The sequence below is a fragment of the Pseudonocardia humida genome (genome assembly GCF_023898865.1).
In the GTDB taxonomy this organism is placed as follows: Bacteria; Actinomycetota; Actinomycetes; order Mycobacteriales; family Pseudonocardiaceae; genus Pseudonocardia; species Pseudonocardia humida.
The window spans coordinates 63,550-79,141 of record NZ_JAGSOV010000057.1 but is presented as its reverse complement, the minus strand read 5'-3'; the positions used below and the strand labels follow the sequence as shown (position 1 = coordinate 79,141).

General features: G+C 74.5%; 14 protein-coding genes. 4 read left to right on the top strand and 10 right to left on the bottom strand.

Going from position 1 to position 15,592, the window contains the following annotated elements:
* Positions 1–151 precede the first annotated feature (151 nt).
* The 3 genes from KDL28_RS27000 to KDL28_RS26990 form a co-directional block, all read right to left on the bottom strand.
* Positions 152–2,002 carry a hypothetical protein gene (locus KDL28_RS27000; protein ID WP_252442916.1) on the bottom strand — a complete coding sequence of 617 codons (1,851 nt, stop codon included), beginning with the start codon at positions 2,000–2,002 and terminating at the stop codon, positions 152–154.
* A 357-nt stretch (positions 2,003–2,359) separates the two neighbouring features.
* Positions 2,360–2,980: an L-threonylcarbamoyladenylate synthase gene (locus KDL28_RS26995; protein ID WP_252442914.1), complete on the bottom strand. Its 621-nt coding sequence runs from the start codon at positions 2,978–2,980 to the stop codon at positions 2,360–2,362.
* Positions 2,981–3,056: 76 nt separating this feature from the next.
* Positions 3,057–3,962, bottom strand: a complete 906-nt coding sequence (locus KDL28_RS26990) for an SMP-30/gluconolactonase/LRE family protein (protein ID WP_252442912.1) — start codon at positions 3,960–3,962, stop codon at positions 3,057–3,059.
* Positions 3,963–4,046: 84 nt separating this feature from the next.
* Between KDL28_RS26990 and KDL28_RS26985 the strand changes: the two genes are divergently transcribed.
* On the top strand, positions 4,047–4,742 hold the full coding sequence (locus KDL28_RS26985) for a neutral zinc metallopeptidase (RefSeq protein WP_252442910.1): 696 nt from the start codon (positions 4,047–4,049) through the stop codon (positions 4,740–4,742).
* A gap of 12 nt (positions 4,743–4,754) precedes the next feature.
* On the opposite strand, the gene KDL28_RS26980 is transcribed toward KDL28_RS26985, so the two are convergent.
* The 5 genes from KDL28_RS26980 to KDL28_RS26960 form a co-directional block, all read right to left on the bottom strand.
* Entirely contained in the window at positions 4,755–5,306 is a 552-nt protein-coding gene (locus KDL28_RS26980) for a GNAT family N-acetyltransferase (RefSeq protein WP_252442908.1), read from the bottom strand.
* Between the two features lie 34 nt (positions 5,307–5,340).
* Entirely contained in the window at positions 5,341–6,825 is a 1,485-nt protein-coding gene (locus tag KDL28_RS26975; protein WP_252442906.1) for an AI-2E family transporter, read from the bottom strand.
* 220 nt (positions 6,826–7,045) lie between these two features.
* Complete coding sequence (locus KDL28_RS26970) at positions 7,046–7,324, bottom strand: GlsB/YeaQ/YmgE family stress response membrane protein (RefSeq protein WP_252442904.1); 279 nt, start codon at positions 7,322–7,324, stop codon at positions 7,046–7,048.
* 156 nt (positions 7,325–7,480) lie between these two features.
* Positions 7,481–8,614 carry an AfsR/SARP family transcriptional regulator gene (locus KDL28_RS26965; RefSeq protein WP_252442902.1) on the bottom strand — a complete coding sequence of 378 codons (1,134 nt, stop codon included), beginning with the start codon at positions 8,612–8,614 and terminating at the stop codon, positions 7,481–7,483.
* Complete coding sequence (locus KDL28_RS26960) at positions 8,611–10,056, bottom strand: serine/threonine-protein kinase (protein WP_252442900.1); 1,446 nt, start codon at positions 10,054–10,056, stop codon at positions 8,611–8,613. The genes KDL28_RS26965 and KDL28_RS26960 overlap by 4 nt, the downstream gene beginning before the upstream one ends.
* Positions 10,057–10,178: 122 nt before the next feature.
* On the opposite strand from KDL28_RS26960, the gene KDL28_RS26955 reads away from it, so the two are divergent.
* Positions 10,179–11,438 carry a PP2C family protein-serine/threonine phosphatase gene (locus KDL28_RS26955; RefSeq protein ID WP_252442898.1) on the top strand — a complete coding sequence of 420 codons (1,260 nt, stop codon included), beginning with the start codon at positions 10,179–10,181 and terminating at the stop codon, positions 11,436–11,438.
* Here the strand turns inward: KDL28_RS26955 and KDL28_RS26950 are convergent.
* Both KDL28_RS26950 and KDL28_RS26945 read right to left on the bottom strand, forming a co-directional pair.
* A complete protein-coding gene (locus KDL28_RS26950; protein ID WP_252442896.1) occupies positions 11,403–12,008 on the bottom strand; it encodes a P-loop nucleotide/nucleoside kinase family protein in 606 nt (201 codons plus the stop codon). The genes KDL28_RS26955 and KDL28_RS26950 overlap by 36 nt on opposite strands.
* 266 nt (positions 12,009–12,274) lie before the next feature.
* Positions 12,275–13,720: an APC family permease gene (locus tag KDL28_RS26945; protein ID WP_252442894.1), complete on the bottom strand. Its 1,446-nt coding sequence runs from the start codon at positions 13,718–13,720 to the stop codon at positions 12,275–12,277.
* Between the two features lie 291 nt (positions 13,721–14,011).
* Here KDL28_RS26945 and KDL28_RS26940 point away from each other — a divergent pair, with 291 nt between their 5' ends.
* Together KDL28_RS26940 and KDL28_RS26935 are read left to right on the top strand one after the other, a co-directional pair.
* A complete protein-coding gene (locus KDL28_RS26940) occupies positions 14,012–14,644 on the top strand; it encodes a GOLPH3/VPS74 family protein (RefSeq protein WP_252442892.1) in 633 nt (210 codons plus the stop codon).
* 51 nt (positions 14,645–14,695) lie between these two features.
* Positions 14,696–15,493 (top strand): tetratricopeptide repeat protein, encoded by a 798-nt coding sequence (locus tag KDL28_RS26935; protein ID WP_252442890.1) that lies wholly within the window; start codon positions 14,696–14,698, stop codon positions 15,491–15,493.
* Positions 15,494–15,592: the final 99 nt, after the last annotated feature.

The window sequence follows — 15,592 nt, the reverse complement described above, 5'->3', positions numbered from 1 at the left end:
CGAACGGACCGCCCGCCGTGCCCCGACCGGGGGCGCGGCGCGGGGAGAAGATCGGTCGGCGATCGGGCGGGCCTACCTGCCCGATCTCACCGCCGGCCGGTCGGCCCGGCTCATCGGGCGGCTGCGCTCCGGAGCGCCGCGGCCGCCCGGTTCACCACTCGCCGTACTCGGACCGCTCGTCGGGTGAGCGGTGCCGGCCCTGGCGCAGGCCGCGCTGGTAGGTGCTGAGGCGGTCGCGGACGCGGTCGGGCACCCGCTCGGCCGGCCCGGTGACCGGCGCCGGGCGGCGCGACAGCGGCGGCGGCACCAGTTGGTTGCCCGGACGCCTGCGGGGCAGGCCGGTGGAGGTCAGCGACTCGGCGACCGGCTCGCTGGCCGCCCGCTCGGAGGCCGCGCGCCACTCGGCGTCGTTGGGCGTCTCCCACTCCAGCGAGCCGCGCCCGCCCTCGTTGTCCTCGTCGTCGCGGAACCACACCGACGCGATGGCCTCGAAGATCGGGGTGGCGAAGCGGTCGTCCATCGGCTCGATGGGCAGGTCGAGCAGCGGCCCGAACAGCTCGTCCACCCCGGACGAGCGCGATGGCTGGTAGGCGGGCAGCGCCGGCCCGGTCAGCGAGGACGAGCCGTAGGACGAGTCGACGTTCCCGCCGCCGGGGAAGCCGTTGCCGGTGTGGCCGTTCCCGTTGCGCCCGTTGCCGGAGTGGCCGTTGCCGTTGTAGCCGTTGCCGTTGTAGCCGTTGCCGCCGGCGGGGCCGTAGCCGTTGCCGGGGCCCGGGTAGCCGTTGCCCGCCGCGGCGCCGTTGTAGCCGCTGCCGTAGCCGTTCCCGGAGTAGCCGGAGCCGGCGAACCCGGTGTCGTCGTAGCCGCTCGCGTAGCCGGAGCCGGAGCCGGTGTCGCCGAAGCCGCCGCCTGCCGGGCCGGTCGCGGCGTATCCCCCGGTGCTCGACGTCGCCGAGTAGCCACCCGTGCTCGACGTCGACGGGAAACCGCCGGTCGACGAGGGCGGCAGCGGGTCGTTGAGCGGGTCGTAGCCGCCGCGGTAGCTGCCGCTTCCGTAGCCGTCGGAGTAGGCGGCCGCGCCGCGGCCGGGGCCGGTGGCCTCACCGGGGGCCTGGCCCGCGCCGTAGAAGCCGCCGCTGCGCTCCACCGGGTACCCGCCGGTGGACTGCTGGTCGAAGCCGTTGCGACCGATCGGGTGCGACCCGGTGCCGTAGGCGGGGTTGAAGCCGTTGCCGCGCACCGGCGGGGTCGCCCCGGTGCCCCCTGCCCGGCCCCGGAACCGGTCGCCGGTGCTCGACGCCGACGGCCAGACCGGCTCGTCGACGCTGACCGCGGTGGCCGGGCAGTGCACGCTGAGCACCAGCCCGGAGCCCGACGACGGCGGCCCGCCCGCGGGGCGGCGCAGCTCGACGCCCTGGCGGGAGCGGCCGGCGAGCTGCTCGGCGAGGTTGTGCGTCGACCGGCCGTCGGGGCCGTCGCCGTCGTTGCGGACCGCCCCGTCCACGCCGATGTCGACGGTGATGCCGCCCAGGTTCTCCACCCGGCTGGCCAGGTCGACGCGGGCGTCGGGGTAGGCCGTGGTGACGTGGTCGATGGCCGCGCTGACGACGTGCACGAACTCGATCGAGGCGTCCGGGGCGACCGAGGCCGCCGGGGCGGACCGCACCGCGACGCGGCTGGGCTCCTCGGCGGCGGACACGGCGTCGGTGACGGCGTCGGTCAGCCGGCGCGAGGCCACGGGACGCAGCCCGGACTCGTCGCCGCTGAGCAGTTGCAGGATCTCGGTGTCGCGGCGCATGCGGCGGGCGATCTCGAGGAGCTCGGGCACCGCCGACGGCTCGGAGTGCAGGTGCTGGTCGAGCAGCCACTGCTGGCGGTCCAGGCGTCCCTGCAGGCGGCGGGCCATCCACGCGGTCGCCTCGTCGCCCCCCGACGGGTGCCCCGGGCGGCTCTCGTCCCAGCGATCGGCGTGCGCCGTCGCCCCGAGGCGTCCGACGTTCACCGAGTCACCCCCGGACGCGAACATCCTGTCGACCACCAGTCGGTCCTCTCGAACTAGTCGATGCGGCCCCGCCGCCCTCCCACGGGGAGCGTGGAGGTGACGGCAAGTCCCCTGACGAGCAACTCTGACCGCATGTCCCGGCTGGTCACGCTACCTGCCACCCGTCCACTACCGGCCGGGCGCACCGAAGCTGCGCTCAGGGCGCGCCGCTGTGCGACGGACGGCCCGGAAGCGTACGACCAGCGCTGGACCGGAAGGCAACGTAGCGGATCTCCGGACGCGCGATGAAGCCGAGCGGGTCGATCCGTCGCCGGGCGGCGCCCCCGGCACGGCGACTCGCGGCCGCGCGGTGCGGGACTACTCGAAAGGAGTAACGTCGCCTGCTCCTCGGCGCACGATCTCCGGTTCGTCGCCCGAGAAGTCGATCACGGTGGTGGGCTCGGTGCCGCAGTCACCGGAGTCGATGACGGCGTCCACGACCCCGTCCAGGCGCTCCTTGATCTCCCAGCCGGCGGTCATCGGCTCCTCCTGGTCGGGCAGCAGCAGCGTGCTCGACAGCAGCGGCTCGCCCAGCTCGGCCAGCAGGGCCTGGGCGACGCGGTGGTCGGGGATCCGCACGCCCACGGTCCGCTTGCGCGGGTGCAGCAGCCTGCGCGGCACCTCGCGCGAGGCGGGCAGGATGAACGTGTAGCGCCCCGGCGTGGCCGCCTTCACCGCGCGGAACACCGCGTTGCCGATGTGCACGAACTGCCCGAGCTGGGCGAAGTCGCGGCAGACCAGGGTGAAGTGGTGCTTCTCGTCCAGGTCGCGGATCCTGCGGATGCGGTCCAGGCCGGACCGGTCGCCGATCTGGCAGCCCAGCGCGAAGCACGAGTCGGTGGGGTAGGCGATGAGCCCTCCGGACCGGACCACGTCGACGACCTGCGTGATCGCCCGGCGCTGGGGGTCCTGCGGGTGGACGTCGAAGTACCGTGCCATGGGCGCAGAGTAGGTGCCGGAGGTCACGTCCGCGGTGATATCCCCCGCGCGTGCCGACAAACCTCCGGCACCGGCCTCAGCCGCCCGGCCGCGCCGCCGTGTCGGCCCGTCGGCCCGCCACGCGCACCGGGGCCACCAGCACCGCGCCGTCCGCGTCGCCGGGGTGCGGCAGGCCGGTGGCCGCCGAGGTGACCAGGACCGCGTGAGGCGGCTCGGCGGTCAGGCAGACGCTGGTCGGCTGGGCCGCGGGCAGCCGCAGGCTCTCCAGCAGCACACCCTCGGCGGTGTAGCGGTCGACCCGCCCGCCGCCGTGCACCGCCGACCACACGCAACCCTCGGCGTCCACGGTCATCCCGTCCGGGCTGCCGTCCCCGACCCGCGCGAACTCCTCCAGCGGGCCCAGCGCGCCGGTCGCCGGGTCGACGCGCGCCCGGTGGATCACCCCGGCGGTGCTCTCCGCCAGGTACATCAGCGTGCCGTCGGCGCTGAACGCCGGGCCGTTGGGGATGGTGAGCCCGTCGAGCACCCGGTGCACCGACCCGTCGGGGTCGACGCGGTAGAGCGAGCCCGCGCCGGCACCGGAGCCGGAGGACTGGTCGGCGGCCATGGAGCCGGCCCAGAACCGCCCGGAGGGGTCGGCCACCCCGTCGTTCATCCGCATGGCCACGGGCGCGCCGTCCTCGGGGCGGTCGACCCACTCGACCGCGCCGTCGGCGCCCAGCACCGCGATGCCGGTGCCCGCGGCGGCCAGCCACCCGGACCCGTCGGCCAGCGGGGCCACCGCGCCGAGGGGCACGTCGAGGTCGGCGAGCACCTGCCGCGGGTCGGTGACCAGCAGCCGCCCGGTCGGGATGTCCACCATCACCACCCGGTCGCCGTCCGGGCCCGGCACCAGCCGGGAGCCCTCCCCGAGGGCGAACCGCTCCCCCGGAAGCGTCGTCCAGCCACCCGCCAGCACCGAGCCCTCGTCCGCATCGCTCACCCGCCCACCCTCCCAGCCCGGCCCGGGGTCGGCAGCGGCGGACCAGCGGATGCCGACCGCGCTCGGTCGTGCGAGCCTGCTCGGGTGTCCGGACCGCGGTTCGCGCGCCAGCTGATCCCCGTCCTCGCCGCCGCACTGCTGCTGGTCGGCTGCACGGTGCGGATCGGATCGAGCCCCGGGTCCGGCGCCGGGACGGGCGCCGGGACGCCGTCGTCGGGGGGCGCCGCGAGCGAGACCCGCCAGCAGGACGAGCAGGACGCGATCGACGTGGTCGACGCCTTCTGGCAGCGGCACTTCGCCGAGCTGAGCCGCGCGCCCTACGACCCGCCCCGGGTGGCGGGCGGCTACGTCGGGGAGGACGGCCCGCCCTGCGGCGGCACCCCCTCCCCGCCCGGCAACGCCTTCTACTGCCCCGCGGGCGACTTCCTCGCCTGGGACGAGCAGCTGATGGAGGCGGGCTACCGGCAGATCGGCGACGCCTGGGTCTACGTCGTCATCGCCCACGAGTGGGGGCACGCGGTGCAGGCCCGGCTGCGCGCCACCCAGGTGTCGGTGGCCGCCGAACTGCAGGCCGACTGCATGGCCGGGGCGACCCTGCAGGGCGCCGTGGACGACGGGCTGGTCCGGCTGGAGCCGGGCGACACCGACGAGCTCGCCACCGCGCTCGTCGCGGTCGCCGACGAGTACCCCTGGGCCGACCCGAGCAGCCACGGCGACGCCCGCGAGCGCACCGACGCCTTCTCCGCCGGGGCCTCCGGCGGGCTGCGGGCCTGCGTCTGAGCGGGCGGGACCTCAGGCCGGGCCGGCGGCGTCGTCGGCGAGGTCGGCCGGGCGGGCGCGGAACACGTTGAGCCGCAGCCCGTAGTACTTCTCGGTCTCCCCCACCCAGGTCATCCCGACCCGGCGCGCCGCCGCCTCCGCGCGCCGGTTCGCCGGGCGGACCAGCGCGAAGACCTCGTCGACGTCGTTGGCGAACGCCCGCCGCAAGACGCCGAGACCGGCCTCGGTGGCGTAGCCGTTGCCCCAGAACTCCGGGGCGATCTGCCACCCGATCTCCACGTCCTGCTCGTCGACCGGGAGCAGGTGCAGGCTCACGCCGCCGACGACCTGCCCGGTCTCGGCCACGGTGACCGCCCAGTGGCCGATCCCGGCCTCGCTCGCGGCGGTGTCGGCGATCCAGCCGGCCAGCGTGCGGCGCATCTCCTCGACGTCGGCGATCTCCTCGACGGCGGGGCTGAGCCAGCGCGCGACCTCTGCGCGGCCGTACACCGCCAGCGCGGCAGGCGCGTCCTGCTCGGTCCAGTCCCGCACGACCAGTCGAGGGGTGCGCACGACGACGTTCACCCGACCAGGTCTACCCGCTCCCCGCCGCGGGCGGCTATCCCCCGGATGAGGAGGGTGACGAAGGCGACTGGACGGGTGAGCGCCCGCGGTCGGCCGTGCTCCCGTCGGGCTCGTCGTCCGCGCCACCGACTGCGCGGGCGCGCCGGTCGTCCGGGCCGTCGTCCGCGTCGGGCCGGCCCTCGTCCTCGTCGTGGCCGCCCAGCTCGTCGTGGCGGTCGATGCCGGGCTCATCGGGGCCGGACTGCTCCGGCTCGCTGGTGTGCACCTGGTCGGGGTCGACGTGCTCGTCGGCCGGGCTGCGCAGCGAGCGGATGCCGGAGTTGAGCACCGCCAGCAGCGGCACGGCCAGCAGGGCCCCGGCGATCCCGGCGACCACCAGGCCGACCGCGATCGCCAGCACGACGGCGAGCGGGTGCAGCTTGACCGCGCGGCCCAGCAGCAGCGGCTGCAGCACGTGCCCCTCCAGCTGCATCACCGCGATGATGATGGCCAGCACGATGAGGGCCTGGATCGGGCCCTGCGCGACCAGCGCGATCAGCACCGACACGCTGCCGGCCACGACCGCGCCGATGATCGGGATGAAGGCGCCGAGGAAGACCAGCGCGGCCAGCGGCACGGCCAGCGGGATGTTCATGATGCCCAGGCCGATGCCGATGGCCACGGCGTCGACCACCGCCACGACCGCCGTGGCGCGCACGTAGCTGACCAGCGCGGCCAGCCCGCGCCTGCCGGCCACGTCGATCCGGGTGCGCACCCGGCCGGGCACCGCGCTGAGCAGGAACTGCCAGATGGACGAGCCGCCGTGCAGGAAGAAGATCAGCGTGAAGATGACCAGCAGCGCCTCGGTGGCGGTCTGGCCGATGGTGGTCGCGGTGGTCAGCGCGCTGGCGGTGATCGAGGCCTGGTTGGCGTCGATCGTGGTCAGGATCTGGTCCTGGAACTCGCGCAGCTGGTCGTTGCTCAGGTGCAGCGGCCCGGTGGTCAGCCAGGTGATGATCGAGTTGATCGAGGTGTTCAGCTGGGCGCCCAGGTCGGGCACGCCGCGCACGAACGTGACGATGACGAAGGTGAGCACCCCGCCCAGCAGGGCCAGCCCGCCGATCAGCACCAGCGCGGTGGCCAGTCCCCGGGGCACGCCGTTGTCGTGCAGCGTGCTCACCGCGGGGGCGAGCAGGGCCGAGAGCAGCAGGGCGATCGCGACCGGCACCACGACGGCGGCGAGGTAGGACACCAGGAAGCCCACGACCAGCAGGGCGGCGACCACGACGAGCAGCCGCCACCCGATGGCCGCGCTGACCCGCAGGCCCTGGGGCACCAGCACCTTGACGTCGTCGGCCTGGCTCACCTCCGGCCGTGGTGGCGGGGGTCGTACCGCGGTGCGGCGCGCCGCCGCGGCGGCGACGGCGGGCGTCGGGGCGCGCCCGCCGGAGGGCGAGGGTCGGGCGATCGCCCGGTTGACGGCCCGGTTGGCCGCCCGCACCTTCGCGACCGCCGCGGGGATCCGCTCTCCCATGGCCATGGCTGCTCCGCCCGTCCTCGTGCCCGTCCTGCTCCCGCGCTCCGCCGCGCCGGAGGAGGCCGTCCACCGAATGCTCCCAGATGCGCGGCCCCCGCCGCCGTGGCGGCGCGGGCCGGAGCGGAGGACGGCGTGAACGCGACGGGGCCCGCTCCCCGGTGCGGGGAGCGGGCCCTGTCGTGTGCGTGCTCGGGTGGCCGCTGGGCGGCACCCGTTGTCCGGTCTAGCGCCGGACGCCGCGGCGCGCGTACAGGTTGGCCGCGATCACCACACCGACGGCCGCCACGATGACCTGCACCAGCAGTTCGAGCCAGTCGATGCCGCTGGTCGCGGTCGGGATGCCGATCGCGCGGGCCAGGAAGGTGCCGATGAAGGCGGCGACGATGCCGACGACGATGGTCAGCCAGATCGGGATGGGCTGCCGGCCCGGAACGACCAGGCGACCAAGCGCACCGATGATCGCCCCGATGACGATCGCCGTGATGATCCCAGTGACGGTCACAATTTCCTCCACACGACTGTCGGACCGACGACCGGCCCGTTCGAGGGGTGAGTCCCCGAAAGCGGGGTCCGCTATGCACGAGGATCGGACCGTGAGCCTTTCGTGATCGCTCTTGCCCTGATCGGCTCAGATCACTAGCCCACTTGCAGTAGTAGTTCAGCGGGCGTCGTCCCGAGTCGGGTCCGTGGGCCCGGCCTGCCGGGCGGTCGGTCCGGTGACCGCGAGGACGGTGTCGCCGCAGCGGACGAGGTCGCCGACGCGCAGGCGGTCGTCGGGTCCGGCGGGGTCGAGCCGGTCACCGTTGTGGAAGGTGCCGTTGCGCGAGCCCAGGTCGCGCAGGAGCACCGCGCCGTCGCGCACGACCAGCGCCGCGTGCCGGCGGGACACGGCCGCGTCCCAGGTCAGCGCGATGTCGGCGGCATCGCTGCGCCCGATGACCAGCTCGCCGTCCGCCGGCAGGTCGCGCCGTCGCGGCAGGCCGCTGCCGTCGACCCAGGTCAGCGCGGGGCGCACCGGGCCCGCGGTGCCCGGCTCCCCGAAGCGCAGCAGCTCGGCGGTGTCGGCCCGGCCCAGGATGGCCGCCTCCAGGTTGCGCAGCGCCGAACCGGGGTCGAGCCCGACCTCGTCGACGAGCACCTTGCGCGCGCGGTGGTAGGCGCCCAGTGCGTCGGCCTGCCGCCCGTCGCGGTGCAGGGCCACCATCAGCTGGCCCCACAACCGCTCCCGCAGCGGGTGCTCGGCCACCAGGTCCTCCAGCTCGGCGACCAGCCCCGGCGCCCCGGTGCGCAGCGCGGCGCCGATCATCGCCTCGGTCGCGTCCAGCCGCACCGTCTCGTAGAGGCTGCGCGCCGCCCGGAGGTAGGCGAAGTCGCGCAGGTCGGCGCAGAACTCGCCGCGCCACAGCGCCAGCCCCGCCCGGTACGCGGCCTCGGCGCCCGCCGCGTCGCCCGCCCGGTCGGCGGCGCGGGCGCGGCGCAGCGCGTCCTCGGCCTGCCGCACGTCGACCTCCACGTCGTCGAGCCGGTAGCCCGCGGAGGTGTGGGTGAGCACGCCGGCGTGCGGGGCCAACTCCTGGCGCAGTCCGTGCACGTGGACCTGCAGGGTCCCGCGCGAGGCCGGGGACCCGGTGTCCGACCAGACCGCGTCGTGCAGCCGGTCGACGGCCACCGGCGAGCCCGCGGAGGCGGCGAGCACCGCCAGTACCGCGCGCCTGCGGACCCCGGCGACGGCCCGGCGCTCGCCGTCCACGGTCAGGGTGACCTCGCCGAGCAGCCCGACGGCGACGCTCACGTCGGGTACCGCAGACCGGCGAAGTACTCGGCCACCGGGTCGAGGTCGCGCGGGAAGGGGACCTGCGGGCGCCCGTCCAGCACGGCGACGACGTCCTGGTCGTCCACGGTCCAGGCGTAGCGGGTGTTCTCGCCCAGGACGTAGCACAGCAGCGTGCCGCCGCGCCCGTCGCGCGACCAGCGCTGGCGCGCGGGGAGGTCCTGCGGGCAGGTGCCCTCGGGCAGCGCGGTGGGCTCCTGGCCCGCGCCCGTGCGCAGGTAGGTCTCGACGGAGCCGCCGGGCAGCGCGAACAGCCGCAGCTCGCCCACGTCGTCGGTGGTCGCGCACACCCGCTGGGCCTGCACCCCCGCGTCCGACGCGGCGGCCGACGGGGTGGTCGGCCGGCACGTGGCGCCGACCGGCTCGCTGGCGTCCAGCCGCTCGTCGGGCGTGGGCAGGACCAGGTTGACCACCACGACGACCACGGTCACGACGACGGCCAGCGCGGCCGCGACGGCGAGCGGCAGCCGCCAGGAGCGCCGGCGGGCGCGGACCGGCCCGCCGTCGGGCAGGGTGGGCGCGGGCCTGCGGGTGGGGCTGCGGTCGTCGCCGGGGGTGTCGAGGATGTCGCGGACCTGCTGGCGCACCGCGCCGAGCGAGGGCCGCTCGCCCGGTCGTTTGGCCAGCATCCCCGCCAGCAGCGCGTTCAGCATCCGGGTGCGCTGGTCGGGGGCCTCCAGCTGGGGCACCGCGCCCTGCGCGTGGCCCATGATCACCTGCGGTTGGCTGCCCTGGTAGGGCGGGGCGCCGGTCAGCAGGGCCCAGAGCAGGCAGCCCAGGGAGTAGACGTCGGACGCGGGACGTGCGGGCTCGCCGTCGAGCCGCTCGGGCGCCAGGTAGGCCAGGGTGCCCACGACGCCGACGGTCTCCACGCCCGCGGTGGGCTCGGCCGCGTCGGCGGTGCGGCGCGCGATGCCGAAGTCGGCGAGGTAGACGAAGTCCTCGTCCTCGGCGGTCGCGGCCGGGCGGATCAGCACGTTGCTGGGCTTGACGTCGCGGTGCACGACGCCGACCGAGTGCGCGTCGGCCAGCGCCGAGGCCACCTGGGCGGTGATGCGCAGCGCACGACGGGGGGCCAACGGCCCGTCGGCGAGCAGGGCGCCCAGGTCGGGGCCCTGGATCAGCTGCATCGCCAGGTACAGGTTGCCGTCGTGCTCGCCGTGGTCGTAGATCTGGATGACGTGCGGCGAGTCCAGCCGCACCAGCGCCGCGGCCTCCCGGCCGAAGCGGCTGCGGTAGAGGGGGTCGTCGGCCAGCTCGGCGGGCAGCACCTTGAGCGCGACGGGGCGGTCCAGCCTGCGCTGCCAGGCCCGATACACCACGCCCATGCCGCCGCGGCCGATCCGGGCGTCGATGCGGTAGTCGCCGAAGTCCCCGGTCAGCGGGATCGACGTCCCGGACACCTCGGCCCCCTCCCCGCGACCGGCCCCGGCCGTTCCCCCGACGGGAGCCGGCGGCGGCGCACCCGATCCGGGGACACCCTATCGAGGTCACACGGCCCGCCCCGACGTGACAGGGTGCACGCATGGATCTCGCCGGGAGCTCCGCACGCGCCCACCGGATCGACCTGGACGCCCTGCTCGACCGGATCGCCACGGTGTCCCCCGTGGAGGCCATCGACGTCATGGTCGACGAGCTCGCCGGGATGCTGCGGGCACGCTCGGGGTGCTTCCTGATCGCCGACCTCAGCGGCCGGTTGATCTCGCGCTTCGGCGGCACCGACTGGAACGCCGCGCGCAGGCTGCAGGAGGGCGCCCGGCACGCGCTGGCCGAGCGCCTGCCCGGCACCGACTACGAGCGGGTCCTGCGCGACCAGCGCGTCGAGGTCGTCGCGGCGCCCGGTGGCGGGTCGATGGTGATGGTCCCGGTGACCGACCGCGGCGACGCGATCGGCGTGCTGGAGCTGGAGCTGGCCGACGCGCCCGACGAGCAGCTGATCGCCGGCATCGTCGCGGCCGCGCGCACGCTGGCCTACGTGGCGGTGGCCTGCCGCCGGCACACCGACCTGTTCGAGTGGGCCCAGCGGACGCTGCCGTTCACCCTGGCCGCGGAGATCCAGCGCCGCTTGCTGCCCACCGCGTTCACCTGCGAGACCGGCCAGTTCACCGTCTCGGGATGGCTGGAGCCGGCCAACGCCGTCGGCGGCGACACCTTCGACTACGCCATCGACCGCGACACCCTGCACGTCTCGATCACCGACGCGGTCGGCCACGACGTCAACGCCGCGACCCTGGCCACGATCCTGGTCGCCAGCCTGCGCAACGGGCGCCGGCGCGGCGCCGACCTGCTCGACCAGGCCGCCACCGCCAACGACGCACTGGCCGCGCACTCGACGGTCGGCCAGTTCGTCACGGGCCAGCTCGTGCGGGTCGACCGCGCCACCGCGACCGCAACCTTCGTCAACGCGGGCCACCCGTTCCCGCTGCGGCTGCGCGACGGCCGGGTCGAGGAGATCGAGCTGGACATCGACATGCCCTTCGGCCTGGAGCCGGGCCGGTCCTTCCGGCCGCAGCCCGTCCCGCTGCTGCCCGGCGACCGGATCCTGCTGATCACCGACGGCATGTACGAGAACGACGAGCGCGTCGACCTGAACGCGCTGATCGAGCGCACGGCGGGCCTGCACTCCCGCGAGGTCGTGCACCTGCTCGGCGACGAGGTGCTGCGGGCCAGCGGCGGCGAGCTGCGCGACGACGCCACCACGGTCTGCATCGACTGGCACGGCGGGCCGCCCGGAGGGCGCGTCGACGACCTACCCTCCGCGCGGTCCGCAGCCTCCGAGAGCTGATCCCCGCTCGACCAGCACGGCCCGGACCCGCGCGTCGAGGTCGGGGGCCGACAGCCGGTTGTCGACCTCCAGGTGCGGCACCGGCGGTGGCTCGTCGGGGCGCATCCGGGCCACGAACTCCGCGAAGGCCGCCAGCTTGCCGGTGTCGCGGGGCGAGCCGCGCCGACGCAGCCGCTCGCGCAGCGTGTCGGCGTCCGACCGGACCCAGACCAGCCGCACCGGCGCGCCGCCGAGCTCGTCCACCCAGGCCCACCAGCGCGCGGGATCGCGGATCTGCCCGGTGAACGGCCCGCACAGCAGCACCGGGCAGCCGTGCCCGCGGACCTCCCGGGCCACCGCGGTCATCCCGGCGTACTCGTGGGCCTTGACGTGCTCGTCGTACCAGTCGCCCTCGCGCTCGCCGGGCGGCCGCCCGGCCGCGGCGAGCGTGGCGGCCACGAAAGCCCCGTAGAGGGTGTCCTTGTCCAGGAGCGCCGGGGTCGGGCGCAGCGCGGCCAGCAGTCGCGCCGCCACAGTCGATTTGCCGGCGCCCGGCGCGCCCGCCACCACCCACACCGGTGCCCCGCCCACGGCGATCAGCTTAGGACGGGGCGACCCGGGGGGTGGTGCGGTTCGCCGGCGCCCACCGCGCCGGTGATCATTCTTTTACTCCGCGTGCCGACGTTCGTCCGCGCGGACCCCCGACTCGGCCGCCGACACCGCCGGTTGGCGGTGCCGGTCATTCCGAGGTGTTTCCGATGGATTGCGAACACCTATGCGCGCTCCGGCGCACGCGCGTGTGCACGTTCATTTGCACGTTCATTGCGGCACCGCCGTCGCGCTCGGTGCCGAATCCATTACCGTCGGCGGCTCACGGTAGGAAGATCGAGCCGCGGCTCCTCCTCCACCGGGGCCAGCGCCACATGCCCGATTCCGGCGTACACCGCGGGCCGCGAAGAGCGCAGCACCAACGCCCAGACGGCGCCACCGGCCGCCGCCACCAGTACCAGTGCCGGCAGGATCCAGCGCAGCGGCGAGGTCGGGTCGGTGCCCAGCAGCGCGTCGAAGTTGGCCACCAGGATGATCACGATGGCGCTCAGCAGCACGCAGGCCACGACCGGCGCGATGAGCCGCTGCCACACCGAGGCCGGGGCGTTGGGATGGCGGCGGAAGAAGCCCACCACCGCGGCCGACGTGCCGGCCATGAGCAGCACCACGCCCAGCGCGGCCACTCCGCTGAACCAGGTGAACAGCTCCAGCACCGGGTCGGTGCCGCTGACGACGAAGATCGCCAGCACCACGACCGCGATGGCCGTCTGCAGCAGCGAGCCGGCCACCGGGCCGCCGGAGCGCGTGCCGACCGTGTCCAGGACGTCGGGCAGGACGCGCTCGCGACCCAGCGCGAAGAAGTAGCGCGCGACGCCGTTGTGGAAGCTCAGCAGGGCGGCGAAGACGCTGGTGAGGAACAGGACGCCGGCGACGTCGGACATGATCGGCGCGTAGTGCGTGCCCAGCGCGCCGAAGACCAGCCCCGGGCCGTTCTCGGCCGCCGCGGCCTGCAGGTTCGCCGGACCGACGTTCACTGTCATGGCCCAGGCCGAGAAGGCGTAGAACAGGCCGGTGAAGATCACCGCGACGAACGTGGCGCGCCCGACGGTGCGCTGCGGGTCCTTGCACTCCTCGCTGTAGATGGCGCTGGACTCGAAGCCGATGAAGCAGGCGACGCCGAAGGCGAAGACCGCACCCACGCCGGGGATGAACAGCTGGTCGGGCTGGAAGCCGGCGAACGAGACGGTGCCGTCCGCCGGGTCGCCGAGTGCGCCCAGGTCGTACAGGACCACGGCCACGCACTCCAGCACGAGCAGCACCGCGAGGATGGTGGCGTTCAGGTCGACCCGCAGCACGCCCAGCGCTCCCACCAGAGCGAGCGCGACCAGGGCCCAGAGCCACCACTCCAGGTTCAGCCCGAAGGTGGTCGAGGCGAAGTCGGCCATCGTCGCGCCGAACAGCCCGTACAGTCCGATCTGGATCGCGTTGTACGCGACAAGGGCCACAAAGGCGCCGGCAACCCCGGCCACTCGGCCCAGTCCCTGCGCCAGGTAGGAGTAAAACGCTCCAGCGTTGGCCACGAACCGGCTCATCGCCGCGTACCCCGCGGCGAAGATGGCCAGGGAGAGCGCGAGGATCAGGAACGCCAGCGGTACGCCCGGCACCCCGGTCACCGCGAAGGCCGTCGTCACACCGCCGCCGAGGACGGTCAACGGCGCCGACGCGGCGACCGTGAAGAACACCAGATGGATCACACCCAGACGTCGACGACGTAGTTGCGAAACAATCTGATGACCGGAAGAGTAGGCCATTCGTGCGCTCCTTGTCACAATCCGATCGGGGGCGAGTTCGAGACGGTAGTCCCCGTGCGTCGGGTTGTGGAGAAGGGGGTTCGGATGCCCAACGTGGGCCACCGCACACGTTCACGATCAACAACGCGAAACGGCTCGGCCGCGTACTGTCAACATCGTGACGATAGGTGACCGTTTCCGGTTCGCCGTCACCGAACGTCACTCCGACTCGAGACTGCCGAGGACCGCACAACCATGAGCCGCAGCCACCTCGCCGAGAACTTCTTCTTGATCGTCCACGACCCGTTCACCGGGAAGCTGACCATCAGCCGCGAGCTCCTCGACTGCGGGCTGGTCGCCGCTCAGCTCGCCGACCTGGTCCTCTCCGGCCACCTCGACATCGTCGACGATCGCGTGGTGGTCACCGACCGCACCGGTGGGCGTGACGAAGAACTCGATCTCTACGTGCTCGACGCGGTGGCCAGGCAGAAATCTGCACACACCGTGCGCGTGTGGTCCGAGTCCATCGGCGGGATAGTCTTCGACCTGGTCGTGAAGCGCCTCCTGGACGACGGCGTGATCCGCGCCGAGAAGCACCGGGCGATGCTGCGCCGGGGTCCCGAGCGGTTCCCGGCCCAGGACCTGCTCCGGGCCAGCGGCCCTCGGTTGCGGCTCGAGCACATGCTGCGCCACCCCACGGAGTTCGATCTTCCCGGGGCGGTCACCGCGGCGATCGTCGGAGCACTGGGCGTGGAGCGGACCTTCGAGTTCGACATCGAGCGCGAGCTGTTCACCGAGCTGGCGGAGAACCTGCCGCCGTCGCTGGAGCGGCTGGTGGCAGGCGTCGCGGCGACCGTCGCGGCGATCTCGCTGACGATCCGCCGATGAGCGGGCGCGCGCCGGCGCGCCGGCTCCACCTACTGGCAGAGGACGTGTGACATGGCCCGCGGGGACGAGTTCAGGACCGGCGGCGGCCGCTTCGCCGGCTCCCCCTTCCTGGCGCAGAGCGCGGCCTTCCGCCGGGGCGCCGACAACTCCGACAGCCGCGACCCGCTGTCCACCCACAACGACACCGCCGTCGCCCAGTTCGGCGCCGGGCGGGCCGCCGACGCGGCCTCGGTGCTCGAACCGCTGCTCGCCGACTGCCGGTCCATCCTCGGCCCCCGCCACCCCGACACGCTCGTCGTGGAGGGCAACGCCGCCACCGCGCTGGTCGCCGCGGGCCGGCTGACCGAGGGCATCGCCCTGCTGGAGGCGAACGTCGCCGCCCGCGAGAGCGAGTTCGGCGACGACCACCCGCGCACCCTCACCGCCCGCGAGGCCCTGGCCACCGCCTACCGCCTCGGCGGCCGCCTGCCCGAGGCGCTACGGGTGTCGATGCGCGTCACCGCCCAACGCACCGCCGTGCTCGGCCCCACCCACCCCCACACCCTGCTCTCCCGGCTGGGCCTCGGCCTCACCCGTGCCGACAGCGGCGACATGCGCGGCGCCGAGAGCATCGTGCTGCCCGCCCTCCGCGAAGCCGTCGCCGCCCACGGCACCCACCACGCGGTGACCACCGCCCTGTGCTCGTGCGCCGGCAGCCTGCACGCCGCCGCAGGGCGCGTGGACGAAGCGCGCGACGCCCTGGTGCAGGCCGTCCAGGAGAGCGAGCGCCAACTGGGCAACAGCCACCCCGACACCGCGGCGATGCGCGAGGAGCTGATGTCGCTGCCCTCCCCGGCCCCCATGCCCTGAGCCTCGCATCGAGCGGTTCGGACGAGTCGGCGTTGGGTTCGGCCGGGTCCGCGTCGAGCGAACGGCGCTCTCCCTCAGCGAGGTGGGGCGACCGCGCCG

Coding starts and splice junctions, on each gene's coding strand:
- KDL28_RS26995 (WP_252442914.1), bottom strand. CDS start 2,980: ATGGCACGGTACTTCGACGTCCACCCGCAGGACCCCCAGCGCCGGGCG.
- KDL28_RS26975 (WP_252442906.1), bottom strand. CDS start 6,825: ATGGCCATGGGAGAGCGGATCCCCGCGGCGGTCGCGAAGGTGCGGGCG.
- KDL28_RS26955 (WP_252442898.1), top strand. CDS start 10,179: ATGGATCTCGCCGGGAGCTCCGCACGCGCCCACCGGATCGACCTGGAC.
- KDL28_RS26940 (WP_252442892.1), top strand. CDS start 14,012: ATGAGCCGCAGCCACCTCGCCGAGAACTTCTTCTTGATCGTCCACGAC.
- KDL28_RS26935 (WP_252442890.1), top strand. CDS start 14,696: ATGGCCCGCGGGGACGAGTTCAGGACCGGCGGCGGCCGCTTCGCCGGC.